Below are 15,890 nucleotides of genomic sequence, written 5' to 3'. Positions count from 1 at the left end.
TATAAAGAGAGAGAACTGTGAACGAAAATCAACCTTTCGATTTGGTCACTCATTACCAGCCAGCGGGTGATCAGCCACAGGCAATTGAAAAGCTGGTGAATGGTATCGAAAAGGGTTTTCGTAATCAGTTACTGCTAGGTGTGACCGGTTCAGGTAAGACCTATACCATGGCAAATGTGATTGCCCAAACTCAGCGCCCGACGATTGTGATGGCGCATAATAAGACCTTGGCAGCCCAGCTCTATGGTGAGTTTAAAGCCTTCTTCCCAAACAATGCAGTTGAGTATTTCGTAAGTTATTACGACTACTATCAACCCGAGGCCTATGTTCCGTCATCAGATACATTTATTGAAAAAGACGCGGCAATTAATGACCATATTGATCAGATGCGATTATCGGCAACGCGTGCTTTGTTAGAACGTCGTGATGCAATTATTGTTGCTTCTGTTTCGGCCATTTATGGTTTGGGTGACCCAAATGCTTATATGCAAATGTTATTGCATGTGGTCCAAGGTGACCGAGTAAGTCGAGACGAAATTATTCGCCGTTTGGTTGAAATGCAATATACGCGTAATGAGCTTGAATTCTTACGTGGTACGTATCGTATCCGTGGTGAAATTATTGATATTTTCCCGGCAGAATCAGACCAACATGCGATTCGTATTGAACTCTTTGATGACGAAGTAGACTCAATTCGATGGTTTGATCCGCTTACCGGTAAAATGGTCCGCAAAGTACCACGTGTCACGATTTACCCGAAAAGCCATTATGTGACGCCAAAAGACAACCTAACACGTGCTATCGATACCATTAAGGATGAATTGCAAGACCAGCTTAAGTTCTTCCGTGAACATGACAAGTTACTCGAAGCGCAGCGTATCGAGCAACGTACGCGTTATGATTTGGAAATGATGCAGCAGTTAGGGTACACCAATGGTATCGAAAACTACTCACGTCATTTATCGGGACGACCGGCAGGTGAAGCACCACCGACTTTATTTGACTATGTACCTGAAGATGCCTTACTTATTATCGATGAGTCGCATGTAACGGTTCCTCAAATTGGCGCAATGTATAAAGGTGACCGTTCGCGTAAAGAAAACTTGGTGAATTACGGTTTCCGTTTACCAAGTGCGCTTGATAACCGTCCAATGAAATTTGAAGAGTGGGAGCGTATTGTTCCGACTACTATTTTTGTGAGTGCCACACCAGCTAGATATGAACTGGAAAAATCAGAACAAGTGGTTGAGCAGGTTGTTCGACCAACAGGCTTGATTGATCCTGAAATTGAAGTTCGTCCTGTACTTACCCAAGTCGATGATGTTTTGTCTGAGATTAACATTCGTAAAAACTTAAATGAGCGTGTATTGGTAACGACTTTAACCAAGCGTATGGCGGAAGATTTAACTTCTTATTTAAAAGAATATGGCGTTAAGGTTGCTTATCTGCACTCGGATATTGATACAGTTGAACGTGTCAAAATTATTCATGAATTACGTACAGGCGTATTTGATGTACTAGTGGGTATTAACTTGCTGCGAGAAGGCCTAGATATGCCGGAAGTTTCTTTAGTTGCTATTTTAGATGCAGATAAAGAAGGTTTCTTACGTTCTGAGCGTTCGCTTATTCAGACGATTGGTCGTGCTGCGCGAAATGTGAAAGGTAAAGCAATTTTATATGCTGATACAATCACTGATTCTATGCGAAAGGCAATTGATGAGACAGAGCGCCGACGTGCAAAACAAATCGAGTTTAATGAGCAGCATGGTATTACACCACGTAGTGCAGTTCGTCAGGCTGTGAAAGAAATTGATACGGGTGAAGTACTTTCTGATGATCAGATTGATGAGAAAGTACTAGAGCAGGCGCAAGCACTTAGCGCAGATGAACGACATATTCTTTCTGACCCTAAATTGTTTAGTAAGCACATTACTAAGCTAGAGAAAGAAATGTTAAAGGCGTCGAAGGATTTACAATTCGAGCAAGCGGCGCGTATTCGTGATGAAATTGTTCGTTTAAAAGCGCAAATGTTGCAATAAATGGATACATAACACTACATGATTTGTTTAAAAAACAAGCTACTGTAGATATTTAAGTTATTTTGTATTCACAACAAAGAGTTGAGGGCAACAATGGCATTTCGAAATAATGTTCCGCAAGCCAGTTGGCGCTTGGCAAAAATTGCATTGGGCGGTATTGTTCTGACTGGCTTAGCTGTCGGAACATATGCCTATGCCCAGCAGAAGCCTCTACCTACAGTCGATAAGGTTGAATTAGACCGTTATTTAGGTGTGTGGTATGAAGTCGCGCGTAAACCTGCTTTTTTCCAAAAAAAATGTGCTTACAATGTATCTGCAACCTATACCTTAAATGAAAATGGAAACATAGTTGTAGATAACCGCTGCTACGATAATCAAAAGCAATTACAGCAATCTATCGGTGAGGCTTTTGTAGTAAATCCGCCGTATAACACGAAATTAAAGGTAAGCTTTTTACCAGAAGCTGTAAGATGGATTCCGATAATTCGTGGAGACTACTGGATTTTAAAGCTCGATGAAGATTACCAAACGGTTTTGGTAGGCGAACCTTCCCGAAAATATCTTTGGGTTTTATCTAGAACGCCACATCCACACAAAGAAGTGGTTGATGAATATCTAAATTATGCAAAAACATTAGGATTTGATATTCGAGATATTATTCATACCGAGCATAAAGAATAAATATATACTGCTTAAGAAAAAACCATGTTTTCGCATGGTTTTTTCTTTTTTATAGTGGATAAATCAAGTATTGTATCGCTTTATTTTTCTTAAAGTATAAAGAGGTTAGTGATGTTAAAGGGCGTGATTTTGTCTGTCATGGCATCATTAACTTTTGGTGTTCTTTATTTTTATACTCAATTACTCGGCCAGCTTGATAGTGAACAGACTTTCGGATGGCGTATTATTGCGACTTTGCCATTTTTAACTTTATTTATGTGGTGGAGTGGTGATTTAAGCCATATTAAAAATATATATCAACGTATTTTAGCGAAACCTTCTTTACTTCTATTACTCATTACAACATCCGTTTTGACTTCGGTGCAGTTATGGCTGTTTTTATGGGGACCTATGCATGGACGTGGTTTGCAAGTTTCTTTGGGATATTTCCTGTTACCGCTTGTTTTGGTTTTAGCGGGTAGTGTCTTATATGGAGAGAAAATATCGAAATTTCAGTGGGTCGCTATTGTCCTTGCAATTATTGGCGTAGGGCATGAGATTTTTCGACTAGGAAGTATTGCTTGGGAAACTGCTTTAGTGGCTATAGGTTATTCCACTTATTTCTTGTTACGTAAGAAAATTAAAACGGATAATTTAGGGGGCTTTTGGTGGGACCTTCTGATTATTATGCCAGTTGCAATCTATCTGACACATACAGGGTTATTGCCATATAGTAAGTTCCTCGATCAGCCGACACTCGGGTTGGTTATTGCGGGTTTAGGTGTGCTTAGTGCTATAGGCTTGGGATGTTATATATTGGCAAGCCGTTATTTACCTTTGGTTGTGTTTGGTCTGCTTGGATATCTTGAACCGGTGTTACTTGCTTTAGCATCTTTAGTGCTAGGGGAAAGCATTGGTAAAGAAGAATGGTTTACTTATCTTCCAATTTGGTGTGCCGTTTTCGTATTGGTTTTAGAAGGGGCTTTTCATCTTTACCAACAGCAGCAAAAAGCCAAAAATTTGCAATTAAATATCGAAAAATATCAAAAAAGATTAAAAAATGATGCTCACGATTAGAGCATCAAAATCTAAAAAGTAAGAAAAAGCAAAAATTTAGCGGCTTTAAACAATAAGATAATAAAAAATAATTATAGGTATTTTATGAATTTATGATGAATTTTAGGAAAATCTAGCCACTAACGTCAGCTTTTGATTCATTCTTGCCAATAATTCCATTACAATTACGGGGTTTTAAAAATCACGCCTAGATATAATTAATTAGAGGACGTATCTGTGAGCAAAGACACTATCATCGCCCTGCACGCTGAACACCAAGGCCGTTGGAAAAACCGTGAAGAAATCGCGGAACGTATGATTGCATTAATCGGTCAATTATACCGTGAAAAAAATATTGTCGTATCTGTTTACGGTCGCTCTTTAATTAACCGTTCTGTTATCCAAATTTTGAAAACTCACCGTCGTACACGTGTTGTAGATGTTGAGCTTTCTGTAGTAAATACTTTCCCAATTTTAGAAGCTTTAGCAAAAGTTGAAAATATCGGTTCTGCAGAAGTTGATATCGGTAAACTTGCAGTTGAATATAAAGAAAAAGGCGGTGATGTTGACGCTTTTGTTGCTCAAGCTGTTGAGTCAATTAAAGGTAGCGCAACTTCTGAACAACCTAAAGATGTAGTTCTTTACGGTTTTGGTCGTATTGGCCGTATCTTGGCTCGTTTAATCATTAGCCAATCAGGTTTAGGTCGTGGTTTAAGCCTTAAAGCGATTGTTGTTCGTAAGTCTTCTGACGGTGACTTGGCTAAACGTGCTTCTTTACTTCGTCGTGACTCTATTCACGGTACTTTTGCAGGTACAATTTCTGTTGATGAAGAAAACGAAGCAATTATCGCTAACGGTAACTTCATCAAAGTGATCTATGCGTCTAGCCCAAGCGAAGTAGACTATACTCAATACGGTATTGAAAACGCGCTTTTAATCGACAACACTGGTAAATGGCGTGATGCTGAAGGCCTAAGTCAACACTTGAAATGCCCAGGTGTTGCACGTGTTGTATTAACTGCACCAAGTAAAGGCGAAATGAAAAACGTTGTATTTGGTGTAAACAACTCTGACATTTTAGATGAAGACAAAATCATCTCTGCTGCAAGTTGTACAACAAATGCGATCACTCCAATTCTTAAAGTATTGGATGACAAATATAAAGTTCTTAATGGTCACGTTGAGACAGTTCACTCATTTACAAATGACCAAAACTTGATCGATAACTACCACAAAGCTGATCGTCGTGGTCGTGCTGCTACATTGAACATGGTTATTACTGAAACTGGTGCTGCTAAAGCTGTTGCTAAAGCATTGCCTGCGTTAAAAGGTAAGTTAACTGGTAACTCTGTACGTGTTCCAACACCAAACGTATCTCTTGCGATTTTAAACTTAACGCTTGATAAAGAAGTTGATCGTGAAGAAGTGAACGAATACATTCGTCAAATTTCAATCAACTCTAACCTTCAAGGCCAAATCGGTTATACCAACTCTACAGAAGTGGTATCAAGCGACTTTATCGGTTCTCGTACTGCTGGTGTATATGATGCTCAAGCAACGATTACTTCTGGTAACCGCTTAACTGCATATGTTTGGTACGATAACGAAGTAGGTTATAGCTGCCAAGTATTACGTATTGCTGAGCAAATGTGTGGCGTAAGCTATAAAAAAATTCCTGCAGAAACTAATGCTTAATCTGTTTTAACGTTAGATAAAAGAATGTGACAAAAAGACCCAGTTTAGACTGGGTTTTTTTACAACCGTACAAAATATATGCTGATTATTTTTTAGAAATCAATGAGAATACGGTTTAAGGAACAAAAAGAAATAGTAAGGGATTGGAATTGCAGCAGTTTAAAAGATTATTGATCGTCTTCTTTTTTATTATCATCGCGAATATATGTGGTGTACTTATCGCCATTTGGGTGTTTAAACATTTTAATATTTATATTCCTTTGAAAAACCAAGCAGTAGCGATCGATTTACAAGAACCATTACAGGTACAAGTTAAAGTAAAAGATGCTTTAAATGTCGATGTTAAAGGGCGAGTGAATGCTAATATTCCTATTAATGAGAAGTTAAATATTCCTTTGACACAGACTTTAACACCACGTGTCTATTTCGATAATATGGTGCCGATTAGTACAGTTATTCCAGTTAAAGAAACTTTAAAAGTTGACCAAAGTTTGCCAATTGACACGAAAGTTCAGGTGAGAGTACTTGGTAAAGATATTACTTTGCCATTAAAAGGTAATATTCCTTTACAGTTGGATGTACCTATTGATATACAAGTTCCACTCGATCAAAAAGTTCATTTGAAGTTTGATGCGCCAGTAAAAACGGTCTTAAAAGAAAATCTTCATATTCCATTAAATGCTCAATTAAAAACAAATATTCCCATTCAGGGAAGTTTGAATGTCCCTGTGAAAACAGCTTTAAATGCGTCGGTAGATGTAAAAAATACCTTGCCAGTTAAAATCGAGCATGGTGAGTTAAAAATACCACTATCGAGCATGAGCCTGAATCGCGTTAAATCTGGCGAAGATAACTCTTCACCTGTTCAGAACCAGACAAAATAGGTGAATGGCTTATGTTTGGCTCATTAAAAAGTATATTAATCAGTTTCTTTCTGATTATGATACTCACGGCAATCTTATTTTGGTTCTATTTAAACATACAGGCTTCAGTTGTAGTTTCAGCACATGAGTCGGATATTCGTCTACCAGAATCATTAGAAACTAAAATACATGTTGGTAATAATTTGCAGGTCCAATCGATAGGTAAATTAGATACATCTATTGATATTGACCGTCAGATTTCAGTTCCATTAAAAGGAAGATACTTGGCTGATTTAGAGTTTGAGGTAGAGACTCCAATTACGGTAAGTGTTGATTATGCGACAACATTAAAAGTCGATCAGGTGATGCCTTTAGAAACAACCACTGATTTAATTTACAAAAATAAGTTATTACCAAGGTTTCCATTAAAATTAAATATCCCGATTAAACTTGATATTCCATTTCAGTTAAAACGTAGTTATACCATTCCGGTTAAAATTGCTTTTAATGGTCCGGTTTATTTTGAGTTTGACGAATCTATAAATTTGCCAATTAAACATCAGTTTAATCCAAGTTTGAACGTTAACGATGCAATGGAAATGGGGAATATTTCAAGCTTTAATGCCATTATGTATAACTCTGTTCAGCACACTAAAGCTAATTTGGACATGAAGATGGATTTACCTTTACGTAATGTTCATCCTTAGGTAATTAATCAATAAAAATAGACCATGGCTTGCTGTAGGTTTATATCCTGATAAAAAGAAATAAAATAAGTAGCAGGAAAGTAGAATTCTCTCGATTTTCTATTCGAGAATTTTCTGAAAATATGGCAGAATAGGCGGTTTTAGAGTTTTTAGAGGATTGGCAAATGCGCTTTGTTGATGAAGCAGTCATTACCGTAGAGGCTGGCGACGGTGGCAATGGCGTAGCCAGTTTTCGCCGTGAAAAATTTGTACCATTTGGTGGCCCAGATGGTGGTGATGGCGGACGTGGTGGAAGTATCTATATTCAAGCAGATGATGATACAAGTACCCTAGTCGATTACCGTTACACCCGTAAATTCCGCGCTGAGCGTGGTAAAAACGGTGCAGGTGCTAACTGTACCGGACGTGGTGGTGAAGATGTGGTTTTAAAAGTACCCGTTGGTACAACAATTGTTGATACAGATTCAGGCGATATTATTGGCGATCTGGTAGAAGACGGCCAAAGAGTAATGGTTGCAAGCGGTGGTGAAGGTGGTTTAGGAAATACTCACTTTAAATCATCAACCAACCGTGCTCCACGTAAATGTACGACAGGTACAAAAGGTGAGTTCCGTGAAATTCGCCTTGAGTTGAAAGTATTGGCAGATGTTGGCTTATTAGGTATGCCAAATGCTGGTAAATCAACATTTATTCGTGCAGTAAGTGCCGCGAAACCAAAAGTAGCAGATTATCCATTTACCACTATGGTTCCTAACCTAGGTGTAGTAGATGCTGACCGTCACCGCTCGTTTGTGATGGCAGATATTCCGGGACTTATTGAGGGTGCAGCAGAAGGTGCAGGTTTAGGTATTCGTTTCCTTAAGCATTTAGCACGTACACGTATTCTTTTGCACATTATTGATGTACAACCAATTGATGGTTCAGACCCGGCCCATAATGCTAAAGCAATTATGAATGAACTTGCCAAGTTTTCTCCTACTTTGGCGAAGTTACCAATTGTATTAGTACTCAATAAACTTGATCAGATTGCTGAAGAAAGCCGTGAAGAATGGTGTCAGCATATTCTAGATGAGTTGCAATGGACAGGTCCTGTCTTTAAGACCTCGGGTTTACTCGAAGAAGGAACCAAAGAAGTTGTTTATTACCTCATGGATCAGATTGAACAACAACGTGAACGTGAAGTTGAAGATCCTGAGTACGCAGCAGAAGTAAGAGCATTCCGTGAACAGCTTGAAGCTGAAACACGTGAACAGACCATTGCAGCGAAGGAAGCATACCGTGCTATGCGTAAGGCACAACGCCTTGAAAGCATGATGGACGATGATGATGACTTCGATGACGATGAAGACGATGGTGATGTAGAAAGCATCTACGTTCGTGACTAAAAAACCGAGGAAAACATGATAGAAGTGGTCGATGGGCAACGTAAGCTCAGTGAGTGTAAACGAATCGTTGTTAAAATCGGATCATCTTTACTCACGGCAAATGGGCAGGGTCTAGATCTGGACGCTATTTCGCATTGGGCGAAACAGTTTACACAATGCTGGACACGAAATTATTTTAGTGTCTTCAGGAGCTGTGGCAGAAGGTATGGTTCGTATGAAGCTTGCGAGTCGACCCACCGATCTACCCAGTCTTCAAGCATGCGCCGCAATTGGGCAGATGGGCCTAATTCATACTTGGTCTAGTGTGCTTGAAAATCATAGTATCCGAACTGCTCAGGTGTTGTTAACACATGATGATTTGGCAGACCGCCGTCGTTACTTAAATTCATGTGATGCATTGCAGAACTTGATTGATTGGCGTGTTATTCCGGTCATTAATGAAAACGATACTGTATCTACCGATGAGATTCGTTTTGGTGATAACGATACACTAGCAGCTATGGTTGCTGGTCAAGTACATGCTGATTTATTAATTATTTTAACAGATCAGCAAGGTATGTTTGATTCAGACCCACGTCATAATCCTGATGCAAAGTTATTATCAACTGTGCGTGCCATGGATGATGTTTTATTTGAAATGGCTGGTGGTGGCGGTGTACTCGGACGTGGTGGCATGGTCACTAAAGTTCGTGCTGCACGTTTAGCTGCCAAGTCAGGTTGCCCGACATTGATCGCTAGTGGTGAAAGCGACAATGTGTTGTCACGAGTGATGGCTGGTGAGATGTTAGGTACGTTGTTTACGACTGATAAAGACCGTATGACAGCGCATCAGCAATGGCTTGCTGCACATTTACAAACAGCGGGTCGTCTTGTAATTGATGATGGCGCAGTTGAAGCGATTAAATTGAAACATCGCAGTTTATTGCCTGTTGGGGTAAAAACTGTTGAAGGACATTTTGATCGTGGTGATGTGGTTGAATGTGTCGATAAACAAGGTAAACGTGTTGCGGTTGGGCGAGTGAATTTTAGCTCTCGTTCTGCTGAAATTATTAAAGGTCTTTCTTCAGACAAAGTTTACCAAGTACTTGGTGAAGCCCGTTCATTAGAAATGATTCATCGCGATCATATGGCAATTTACTAAGTTGTTCTAAATTAAAAAAGCTCGCATCATGCGAGCTTTTTTTGTGGGGTTAATGAGGGCAAGATTCGATCTTCACCGACCATAAAAGGATGTGTAGCAAGACTAAGCATGTCTAAATCTTCTGAGCTATTTCCATACGCATAGATTCGCTGATAGTGCTTTAGAGAATATTGCTCACGTATTCTTAACTTCTTTTGCTCACTACTACAATCCGGAGTTGAGTAGTAACCTGTCATCATGCCATTTTTAATTTGAGTCTCTGTACAAATTAATTCGATACCTAGTAATTTGCAAAGTGGAGCAAGATAGATATCAATGGAAGCAGAAACTAATACCACCTGATCACCTAATAGCTGGTGTTGCTGTAATTGTGCAAAAATTTCAGGTGAAAGTGCAGAGACGAGTTCTTGTGCGTATTCTTCGCCTAGTCTTTGCAATTCAATTGCAGGAGTATCTCTGAACATGCTACGAAATAGCTTGGCACGCATAGCATGGGCTGGATAAAAGTTAAGATAATAGGCTTGAATCCATGGCAGGATTTTCAAGCCTTGCTTCACAATATGACGTTTAGACAACGCATAAAAGATGAACCCTGTAAAACTGTCTTTACTACACAAGGTTCCATCAAAATCGAACAGGGCGAGATTTTTTATAGTCTTATTCGTTTCGCTCGTTGCATACATGTTTCATATCGTCCGTTTACGCGGGTTGCATACCAGTTAGTATTATAGTCACGACTTAGTTTAGGCCCAGAAATCACCACTTGCGGCATAATTGCATAGAGCGGCTCTTTGCCAGTTTTTGATTTATAAAGTTTAGTCAGTGCAATATAAGTTTGAGTACTCTCAAACTTTTTTTCTTTTTCTAATTTTAGATCATCACGAATCTGTCTTGGTGTAACTAAAACATTATTACTAGCAAATACGGTAATTAGTTCTTTTTCTGACTCGCTTTGAGTTGCGCGTGGATCACCATCTTTTGTGTAAAGGAGTAGATCGCCATCAAGACTTATATCCTTGTCGGTGAGTTCTTTTAGCATTTTTTGAAAAGCTGCATTACGACTAGAGTACATACCAGAGTTGTAATCTGCAAAACGATAAATGGCTTTATCATAATCTGCCGGATAAACCATTAAACGGTGAATTCCATAATATAGGCCGCCATACTCGGTATATAAGTCATCACGTAGTGCAGCAGTATTCATACTCGAGCGTTTGTTTGCTTTGGCATAGTTAATATGAACTTGCATTGAACCCAATGTAGTGATCGGATTCATTTTTTCGCCAATATCTTGTCCAACTAATTTAGCTGCGCCAGTTAAAGCACTTACATGATAGTGTTTGGCCATAAAGTCGAAAATTTCTCGGTAAAGTAAATCAAGGTCTTTCTCGGTTTTAACTTTACGCATCTGACTCATATAGTTATTGTCAGGAGAGGGTTGGGTTCTTAGTACTTCTTCAAAGTAACCTGCAATTGTTCCACCAATGGTTTTGCCAAGCTTATCTTCAAATTTTTCATTTAAACGTGTACTGACTTCCTCAACCGCTTTTTGTCCTAATCCTGGCACTTGAGGATTGGCAACAAAATTGGATTCTTGATCAACGACCGCCACAATACTACAGACATTTTGTTTGGTTTTAGGAATGTCTAAGTCTTTCATAATGTCATCAATATCTTTAGCCCATGACTCTCGGTCATGCACACGAGATGGAATGAGACGTTTGATTTGCTGGCTTTCTAATTCAGGCTCATCATTATTTGACCACCAGGCTTTATCTCCACAAGCAGCTAAACTCATGCATACGGCAACCATACCGAATGATTTAAATAAAAAACGGGAAGACAACGGTTTGTTCATGGAGAGGAGGACACCTACATAAAAAGATGAGCTGATCAAGCGGATGAAGTATACTATGCCGATCATCAATTGTATGAATATATATGTATATTGGTCCCTATCAACTGTCAAATAATTTAATTGTTGCTCCTATGGCCGGTGTAACTGACCGTCCATTTAGAACGCTGTGCAAGTATTTCGGTGCGGGTCATGCAGTCAGTGAAATGATGACTGCTGACAAGACTTTACGTATGACTAAAAAAAGTCTTTATCGTGCTAATTTTGATGGAGAGTTAGCTCCAATTTCTGCACAGATTGCTGGTTCCGATCCAGAACAGTTGGCTGAAGCGGCTCGTTACCAAGTCGCAAATGGCGCGCAAATTGTTGATATCAATATGGGATGTCCTGCAAAGAAAGTATGTAATAAATTAGCGGGTTCAGCATTATTACAAGATGAAGATTTGGTAGCTCGAATATTAGATGCAGTCGTTGCAGCAGTTGATGTTCCGGTAACTTTAAAAACCCGTTTGGGATTTTTAAATGGCCAAGAGAATATTCTACGGGTGGCTAAGCGTGCCGAAGAGGCTGGCATCGCTGCATTAGCACTACACGGCCGTACGCGTGAAGATATGTATTTAAATACCGCCCGTTATGAATTGATTAAGCATGTTAAAGAATTAATCCATATTCCTGTGATTGCTAATGGTGATATTGATAGTCCTGAGAAAGCAAAATATGTACTGGACTATACTGGGGCGGATGCAATTATGATTGGGCGGGCTGCACAAGGTCGACCGTGGATTTTTCGTGAAATTGCCCATTACTTAAAAACTGGTGAACACCTTGCTGCTCCGGATATTGAAGAAGTTAAAGAAGTGCTTTTAGGGCATTTGTCTGAGTTATATCAGTTTTATGGTGAATACTCCGGTTGTCGTATTGCCCGTAAGCATATTGCTTGGTACACCAAAGGTTTACGCTCAAGTAATGAGTTTCGACAAAATATGTATAAAGTTGAAACGACTGCTGAACAAGCTTTAGTTGTTGAGAGCTATTTTAATCAATTGCTTGCTGAAGGTAATTTGATGAGCGATGTTCAGGTTGAACAGGTTAATTTATTAGATACTCACTAAAATAAAGCAACCAGTATAGAGACTGGTTGCTTGGAATTTTTATCTATTCACTGTCTAGCATTTCAACGACCAGTTGATTAACCAGATCAGGTGCTTCAAGTTCACGTATTTGTGCAACGTTACTTCCTGCCCAAAAAGCACCAAAACCGTAATCTTGGTGTTTGCTTGCAAGAGCATTTAGTTGCTTTGCTAAATCATAGGTATAAGGATATTCAGGTTGTACAGGGCGGGTAGGTGAATCAATTTTTGTATGCCAATGGTTGAGTATCCCCCGAGCAGGGCGCCCAGAAAGACTAGCACTAATCTGTGTTACAGGTTTACTAAATAGGGCTTTGCGATATTCGGCAGAAGCATTTGAAGTTTGGCATTGAACAAATGCTGTCCCTAATTGGACTGCGGCTGCGCCTAAGCCCAACATATGTTTGGCTTGTAAACCAGTCATTATGCCACCTGCGGCTACAACCGGAAGTGTGCAGTGCTGCACAATCAGTTGAACCAAGTCACTAGTTTTAATTGCCCCATCAAAAGTCTGGTTGAAAATCCCTCTATGTCCGCCTGCCTCAATCCCTTGGGCAATAATAATATCGATGCCCGCTGCCTCAATAGCTTGAGCTTCGATCAAATTAGTTGCCGAAACCATAGTCAAAATACCAGCCTCTTTTAAAGCTTTAATTTGATGCGGATGCGGAATACCAAAGTGAAAACTTACTGCTTTTGGCTTAGTTTCTAAAACAATATTTAAAAAATCATCATTGTCTAAAAAACTTGGATAGATACAGTGCAGTTCTTGGGGCGGTTGAGCATCGAATTTTTCAAAATGAGGACGTAGGTACTCAAGCCATTGTTTTGCTTTTTCTACATTAAGCTCAGTCGATTGATGACAGAAAAAATTAACTTGAAATGGGTTTTCCGTGAGCGCTTGAGTTTTTAAAATTTGTTCACGTGCACTTTGCGGTGTGTTTGCTCCTAAGCCTAATGATCCAAGGCCTCCTTGATTTGAAACCTCGGCTGCTAATTCAGGAGTAGAGACGCCCGCCATTGGAGCCAGAAAAATTGGATGTTTGATTGCAAGTTGTTGTAATAGGCTCATTTTATTCACCTCAATTCTTTCTCTTCACCATAACGTGAAAATAGAATGAAGAGCAAATAATATTGGCTATTTAATTTTTAAATATTAAGAGTCTTATTTAAAAAACTCTCTTATAAAGGAGTGACATTAAATAAGGAACCAATCCAGCTTGAAAAAGCCATCGCTAAAATACCCCATAAGGTAATACGTAAACTACCTTTGATTTTAGACGTACCTGCAAAATAACTCGAAAGGGCACCTAAAATTGCTAATGCCGCGATACCTGTAATAAGCACACTTGGCATAATTAAATGCTCTGGGCTAAACAAAATGGCAAGCATAGGGAAAAATGCCCCAAATGAAAATGATGCTGCTGAGGAGAGTGCTGCTTGAATTGGTTTTGCCGCCGTATTTTCATGAATACCGATTTCATCTCGGGCATGTGCACCCAAAGCATCATGAGTCGTAAGCTGAATAGCCACCTCCTTTGCTAGTTCTTTTGAAAGTCCCCTAGAAATATAGATTTGAGTTAATTCATCCAATTCTTTTTGAGGGTATTTTTTTAATTCTTTTGCCTCAATAGCTAAATCTGATTTTTCAATATCTTCTTGAGATTTAACCGAAATATATTCTCCGGCAGCCATTGAGGTTGCGCCTGAAATGAGCCCGGCAATACAAGTGATAAATAGAGTATGTGAGCTTGCCCCACTTGCAGCCATCCCCATAATTAAGCTAGTCACTGAAATAATGCCATCATTAGCGCCTAATACTGAGGCTCTTAGCCAACCTGAGCGCTGAATGGCATGATGCTCTGTATGATGTGGAAAAGCCATGTGTTTTTCCTTATTAATGTTTTATAAATGCTATGAAATTTTACAATTTATTGGTCAAAAAATATGTCATTATTATAGGAAATTTAGGGATAAGACAGAATAGATCAATAATAAAAATGGAGATTAAACAATTATTTTAAAACATCCTTAACCTAACTTAACGATGTAACTTATTATTTTTAATTATAATATTTATTGATCATTCCAGAGACTTGCCCTCCCTAATAAGTCTAATTTACTGTAGAGGTGAAAATGAAAAATATCAAAACAATAAACTCTATAACACATTCAATATTACTGATGGGAGCAGTGATCTCTTCTTTGGGAATGACCGGTATAAGCTCAGTTTATGCACAAGAGCAAGTCGACCCTGCATATAAGCCCGGTAACCCTATTTATGATAAATGGGATAGATTTTATAAAATTGAACAGTCTCAACCGCAAGAAGCAGAAAAAATATTAGTTGAGCTTAGTAAACTGACACCAACCGATATTAAAGTCTGGAAAAGTCTTACTTATTTACAGATTCGGCTTGAAAAAAGGAAAGAAGCTTTACAAAGCTTAAGGCAAGCAAGAAATTTAGCTCCTCAAGATGACACCTTAAAATTACAAGAAGCTTATTTGCTGAATCAGCAGAAAAAAGATCGTGAAGCATTGGTTTTATTTAAAGAGTTAAGTTCCTCTTCAGACCCTGAAATTGCTGCTAAAGCAACTCAGGCAGTTAAAAATTTAAGTGGGGGAGAAGTTAAACCATATTTTAGAGATATTTATTTTGCACCTTCTTATGAGTCACGTTATGACGATGTTATTTTTCCTTTAAAAATGAGGTATGGCAAAAACATCGATAACGGGCGAGCCCAAGTATATGGCTTTCTTAATTTAAACCGCGATACTCAATCACAAGGTGGGGTCCGACCTGAAATTATTGATGAAAATGCAGCCACTTTAGGGGTGGGGGCAAATTATCAACCGTGGACTTCCATTCCTGTGCGAGCCTATGTCGAAGTTGGTGGAAGTTATGACTTGATTGATAGAAATAGAAAGCGATTTCGTGAGAGTGTTGTAGGCGGTGTAACGGGTTATCAAGAATGGTATTCACAATCAAACTGCGATCATTCACTTTGTTTAGATAATTATTTTACTGACTTATATGGCAATGTCGCGACTTATTCGAGAGAGGACTATAACGTTATTGGGGACTTACGCTTACGCACAGGTTTAAATCTCTATAAGGGTGAGAGTGGGACTGTGCAGGCTTATGTGAAATTGCATGGCTTAGCGGATAGCGAAGATGAATATTACAATAATTTATTTGAATATGGCCCAGGCATTTCATGGCAGCCTTTTAATTATCAACCGATAAAACTACGGGTTGAACGTCTATATGGTAATTATTTTAAAGACGTACCGGTTAATACAAAAGATCATTACAACAATACTCGTGTAGAACTTGTTTTTTATAAGGATTTCTAATA

The 15,890-nt window shown here is 38.9% G+C and carries 13 protein-coding genes and 1 pseudogene; 10 read left to right on the top strand and 4 right to left on the bottom strand.

What is annotated here, in order from left to right; translation table 11 throughout:
- The first annotated feature begins 17 nt into the window (after positions 1 to 17).
- The 8 genes and pseudogenes from uvrB to proB all read left to right on the top strand — a co-directional run bounded on the left by uvrB (position 18) and on the right by proB (position 9,546).
- Positions 18 to 2,039 carry an excinuclease ABC subunit UvrB gene (uvrB, locus tag C1642_RS08360; protein WP_001004983.1) on the top strand — a complete coding sequence of 674 codons (2,022 nt, stop codon included), beginning with the start codon at positions 18 to 20 and terminating at the stop codon, positions 2,037 to 2,039.
- Between the two features lie 93 nt (positions 2,040 to 2,132).
- Complete coding sequence (locus C1642_RS08355; protein ID WP_000885644.1) at positions 2,133 to 2,720, top strand: lipocalin family protein; 588 nt, start codon at positions 2,133 to 2,135, stop codon at positions 2,718 to 2,720.
- Positions 2,721 to 2,828: 108 nt separating this feature from the next.
- Positions 2,829 to 3,776: an EamA family transporter RarD gene (gene rarD / locus C1642_RS08350; protein WP_171291447.1), complete on the top strand. Its 948-nt coding sequence runs from the start codon at positions 2,829 to 2,831 to the stop codon at positions 3,774 to 3,776.
- Positions 3,777 to 3,992: 216 nt separating this feature from the next.
- Entirely contained in the window at positions 3,993 to 5,450 is a 1,458-nt protein-coding gene (locus tag C1642_RS08345) for a glyceraldehyde-3-phosphate dehydrogenase (protein ID WP_000031228.1), read from the top strand.
- Between the two features lie 149 nt (positions 5,451 to 5,599).
- Positions 5,600 to 6,334, top strand: a complete 735-nt coding sequence (locus C1642_RS08340) for a hypothetical protein (protein WP_001183838.1) — start codon at positions 5,600 to 5,602, stop codon at positions 6,332 to 6,334.
- Between the two features lie 11 nt (positions 6,335 to 6,345).
- Positions 6,346 to 7,020: a hypothetical protein gene (locus C1642_RS08335; protein ID WP_000468065.1), complete on the top strand. Its 675-nt coding sequence runs from the start codon at positions 6,346 to 6,348 to the stop codon at positions 7,018 to 7,020.
- A 164-nt stretch (positions 7,021 to 7,184) separates the two neighbouring features.
- Positions 7,185 to 8,405 carry an Obg family GTPase CgtA gene (cgtA, locus tag C1642_RS08330; protein ID WP_001212949.1) on the top strand — a complete coding sequence of 407 codons (1,221 nt, stop codon included), beginning with the start codon at positions 7,185 to 7,187 and terminating at the stop codon, positions 8,403 to 8,405.
- Between the two features lie 15 nt (positions 8,406 to 8,420).
- Positions 8,421 to 9,546: pseudogene (gene proB / locus C1642_RS08325) on the top strand (glutamate 5-kinase).
- Between the two features lie 26 nt (positions 9,547 to 9,572).
- On the opposite strand, the gene C1642_RS08320 reads toward proB, so the two are convergent.
- A complete protein-coding gene (locus C1642_RS08320) occupies positions 9,573 to 10,229 on the bottom strand; it encodes an HAD-IB family hydrolase (RefSeq protein WP_000271365.1) in 657 nt (218 codons plus the stop codon).
- Positions 10,196 to 11,404, bottom strand: coding sequence for a DUF1615 domain-containing protein (locus tag C1642_RS08315; RefSeq protein ID WP_001039857.1), 1,209 nt, complete (start codon positions 11,402 to 11,404; stop codon positions 10,196 to 10,198). The genes C1642_RS08320 and C1642_RS08315 overlap by 34 nt, the downstream gene beginning before the upstream one ends.
- An 83-nt stretch (positions 11,405 to 11,487) precedes the next feature.
- Between C1642_RS08315 and dusB the strand changes: the two genes are divergently transcribed.
- Positions 11,488 to 12,513, top strand: coding sequence for a tRNA dihydrouridine synthase DusB (gene dusB / locus C1642_RS08310; protein ID WP_002047059.1), 1,026 nt, complete (start codon positions 11,488 to 11,490; stop codon positions 12,511 to 12,513).
- A gap of 43 nt (positions 12,514 to 12,556) precedes the next feature.
- Here the strand turns inward: dusB and C1642_RS08305 are convergent, their stop codons facing one another.
- Complete coding sequence (locus C1642_RS08305) at positions 12,557 to 13,603, bottom strand: NAD(P)H-dependent flavin oxidoreductase (protein WP_002047010.1); 1,047 nt, start codon at positions 13,601 to 13,603, stop codon at positions 12,557 to 12,559.
- A gap of 110 nt (positions 13,604 to 13,713) precedes the next feature.
- Entirely contained in the window at positions 13,714 to 14,415 is a 702-nt protein-coding gene (locus C1642_RS08300) for a VIT1/CCC1 transporter family protein (protein ID WP_000885355.1), read from the bottom strand.
- A 252-nt stretch (positions 14,416 to 14,667) separates the two neighbouring features.
- Between C1642_RS08300 and C1642_RS08295 the strand changes: the two genes are divergently transcribed.
- Positions 14,668 to 15,888, top strand: coding sequence for a tetratricopeptide repeat protein (locus tag C1642_RS08295; RefSeq protein ID WP_031987742.1), 1,221 nt, complete (start codon positions 14,668 to 14,670; stop codon positions 15,886 to 15,888).
- Positions 15,889 to 15,890: the final 2 nt, after the last annotated feature.

Origin of the sequence: Acinetobacter sp. AKBS16, assembly GCF_002899995.1 — a bacterium.
In the GTDB taxonomy this organism is placed as follows: Bacteria; Pseudomonadota; Gammaproteobacteria; order Pseudomonadales; family Moraxellaceae; genus Acinetobacter; species Acinetobacter baumannii.
This window is presented reverse-complemented; position numbering and strand designations above follow the sequence as displayed.

What these genes read in the sequence shown, in the direction of transcription:
- C1642_RS08320 (WP_000271365.1), bottom strand. Translation starts at nt 10,229, where the DNA reads ATGTATGCAACGAGCGAAACGAATAAGACTATAAAAAATCTCGCCCTG.
- C1642_RS08300 (WP_000885355.1), bottom strand. Translation starts at nt 14,415, where the DNA reads ATGGCTTTTCCACATCATACAGAGCATCATGCCATTCAGCGCTCAGGT.
- C1642_RS08355 (WP_000885644.1), top strand. Translation starts at nt 2,133, where the DNA reads ATGGCATTTCGAAATAATGTTCCGCAAGCCAGTTGGCGCTTGGCAAAA.
- cgtA (WP_001212949.1), top strand. Translation starts at nt 7,185, where the DNA reads ATGCGCTTTGTTGATGAAGCAGTCATTACCGTAGAGGCTGGCGACGGT.
- C1642_RS08295 (WP_031987742.1), top strand. Translation starts at nt 14,668, where the DNA reads ATGAAAAATATCAAAACAATAAACTCTATAACACATTCAATATTACTG.
- dusB (WP_002047059.1), top strand. Translation starts at nt 11,488, where the DNA reads ATGTATATTGGTCCCTATCAACTGTCAAATAATTTAATTGTTGCTCCT.
- C1642_RS08305 (WP_002047010.1), bottom strand. Translation starts at nt 13,603, where the DNA reads ATGAGCCTATTACAACAACTTGCAATCAAACATCCAATTTTTCTGGCT.
- C1642_RS08335 (WP_000468065.1), top strand. Translation starts at nt 6,346, where the DNA reads ATGTTTGGCTCATTAAAAAGTATATTAATCAGTTTCTTTCTGATTATG.
- C1642_RS08315 (WP_001039857.1), bottom strand. Translation starts at nt 11,404, where the DNA reads ATGAACAAACCGTTGTCTTCCCGTTTTTTATTTAAATCATTCGGTATG.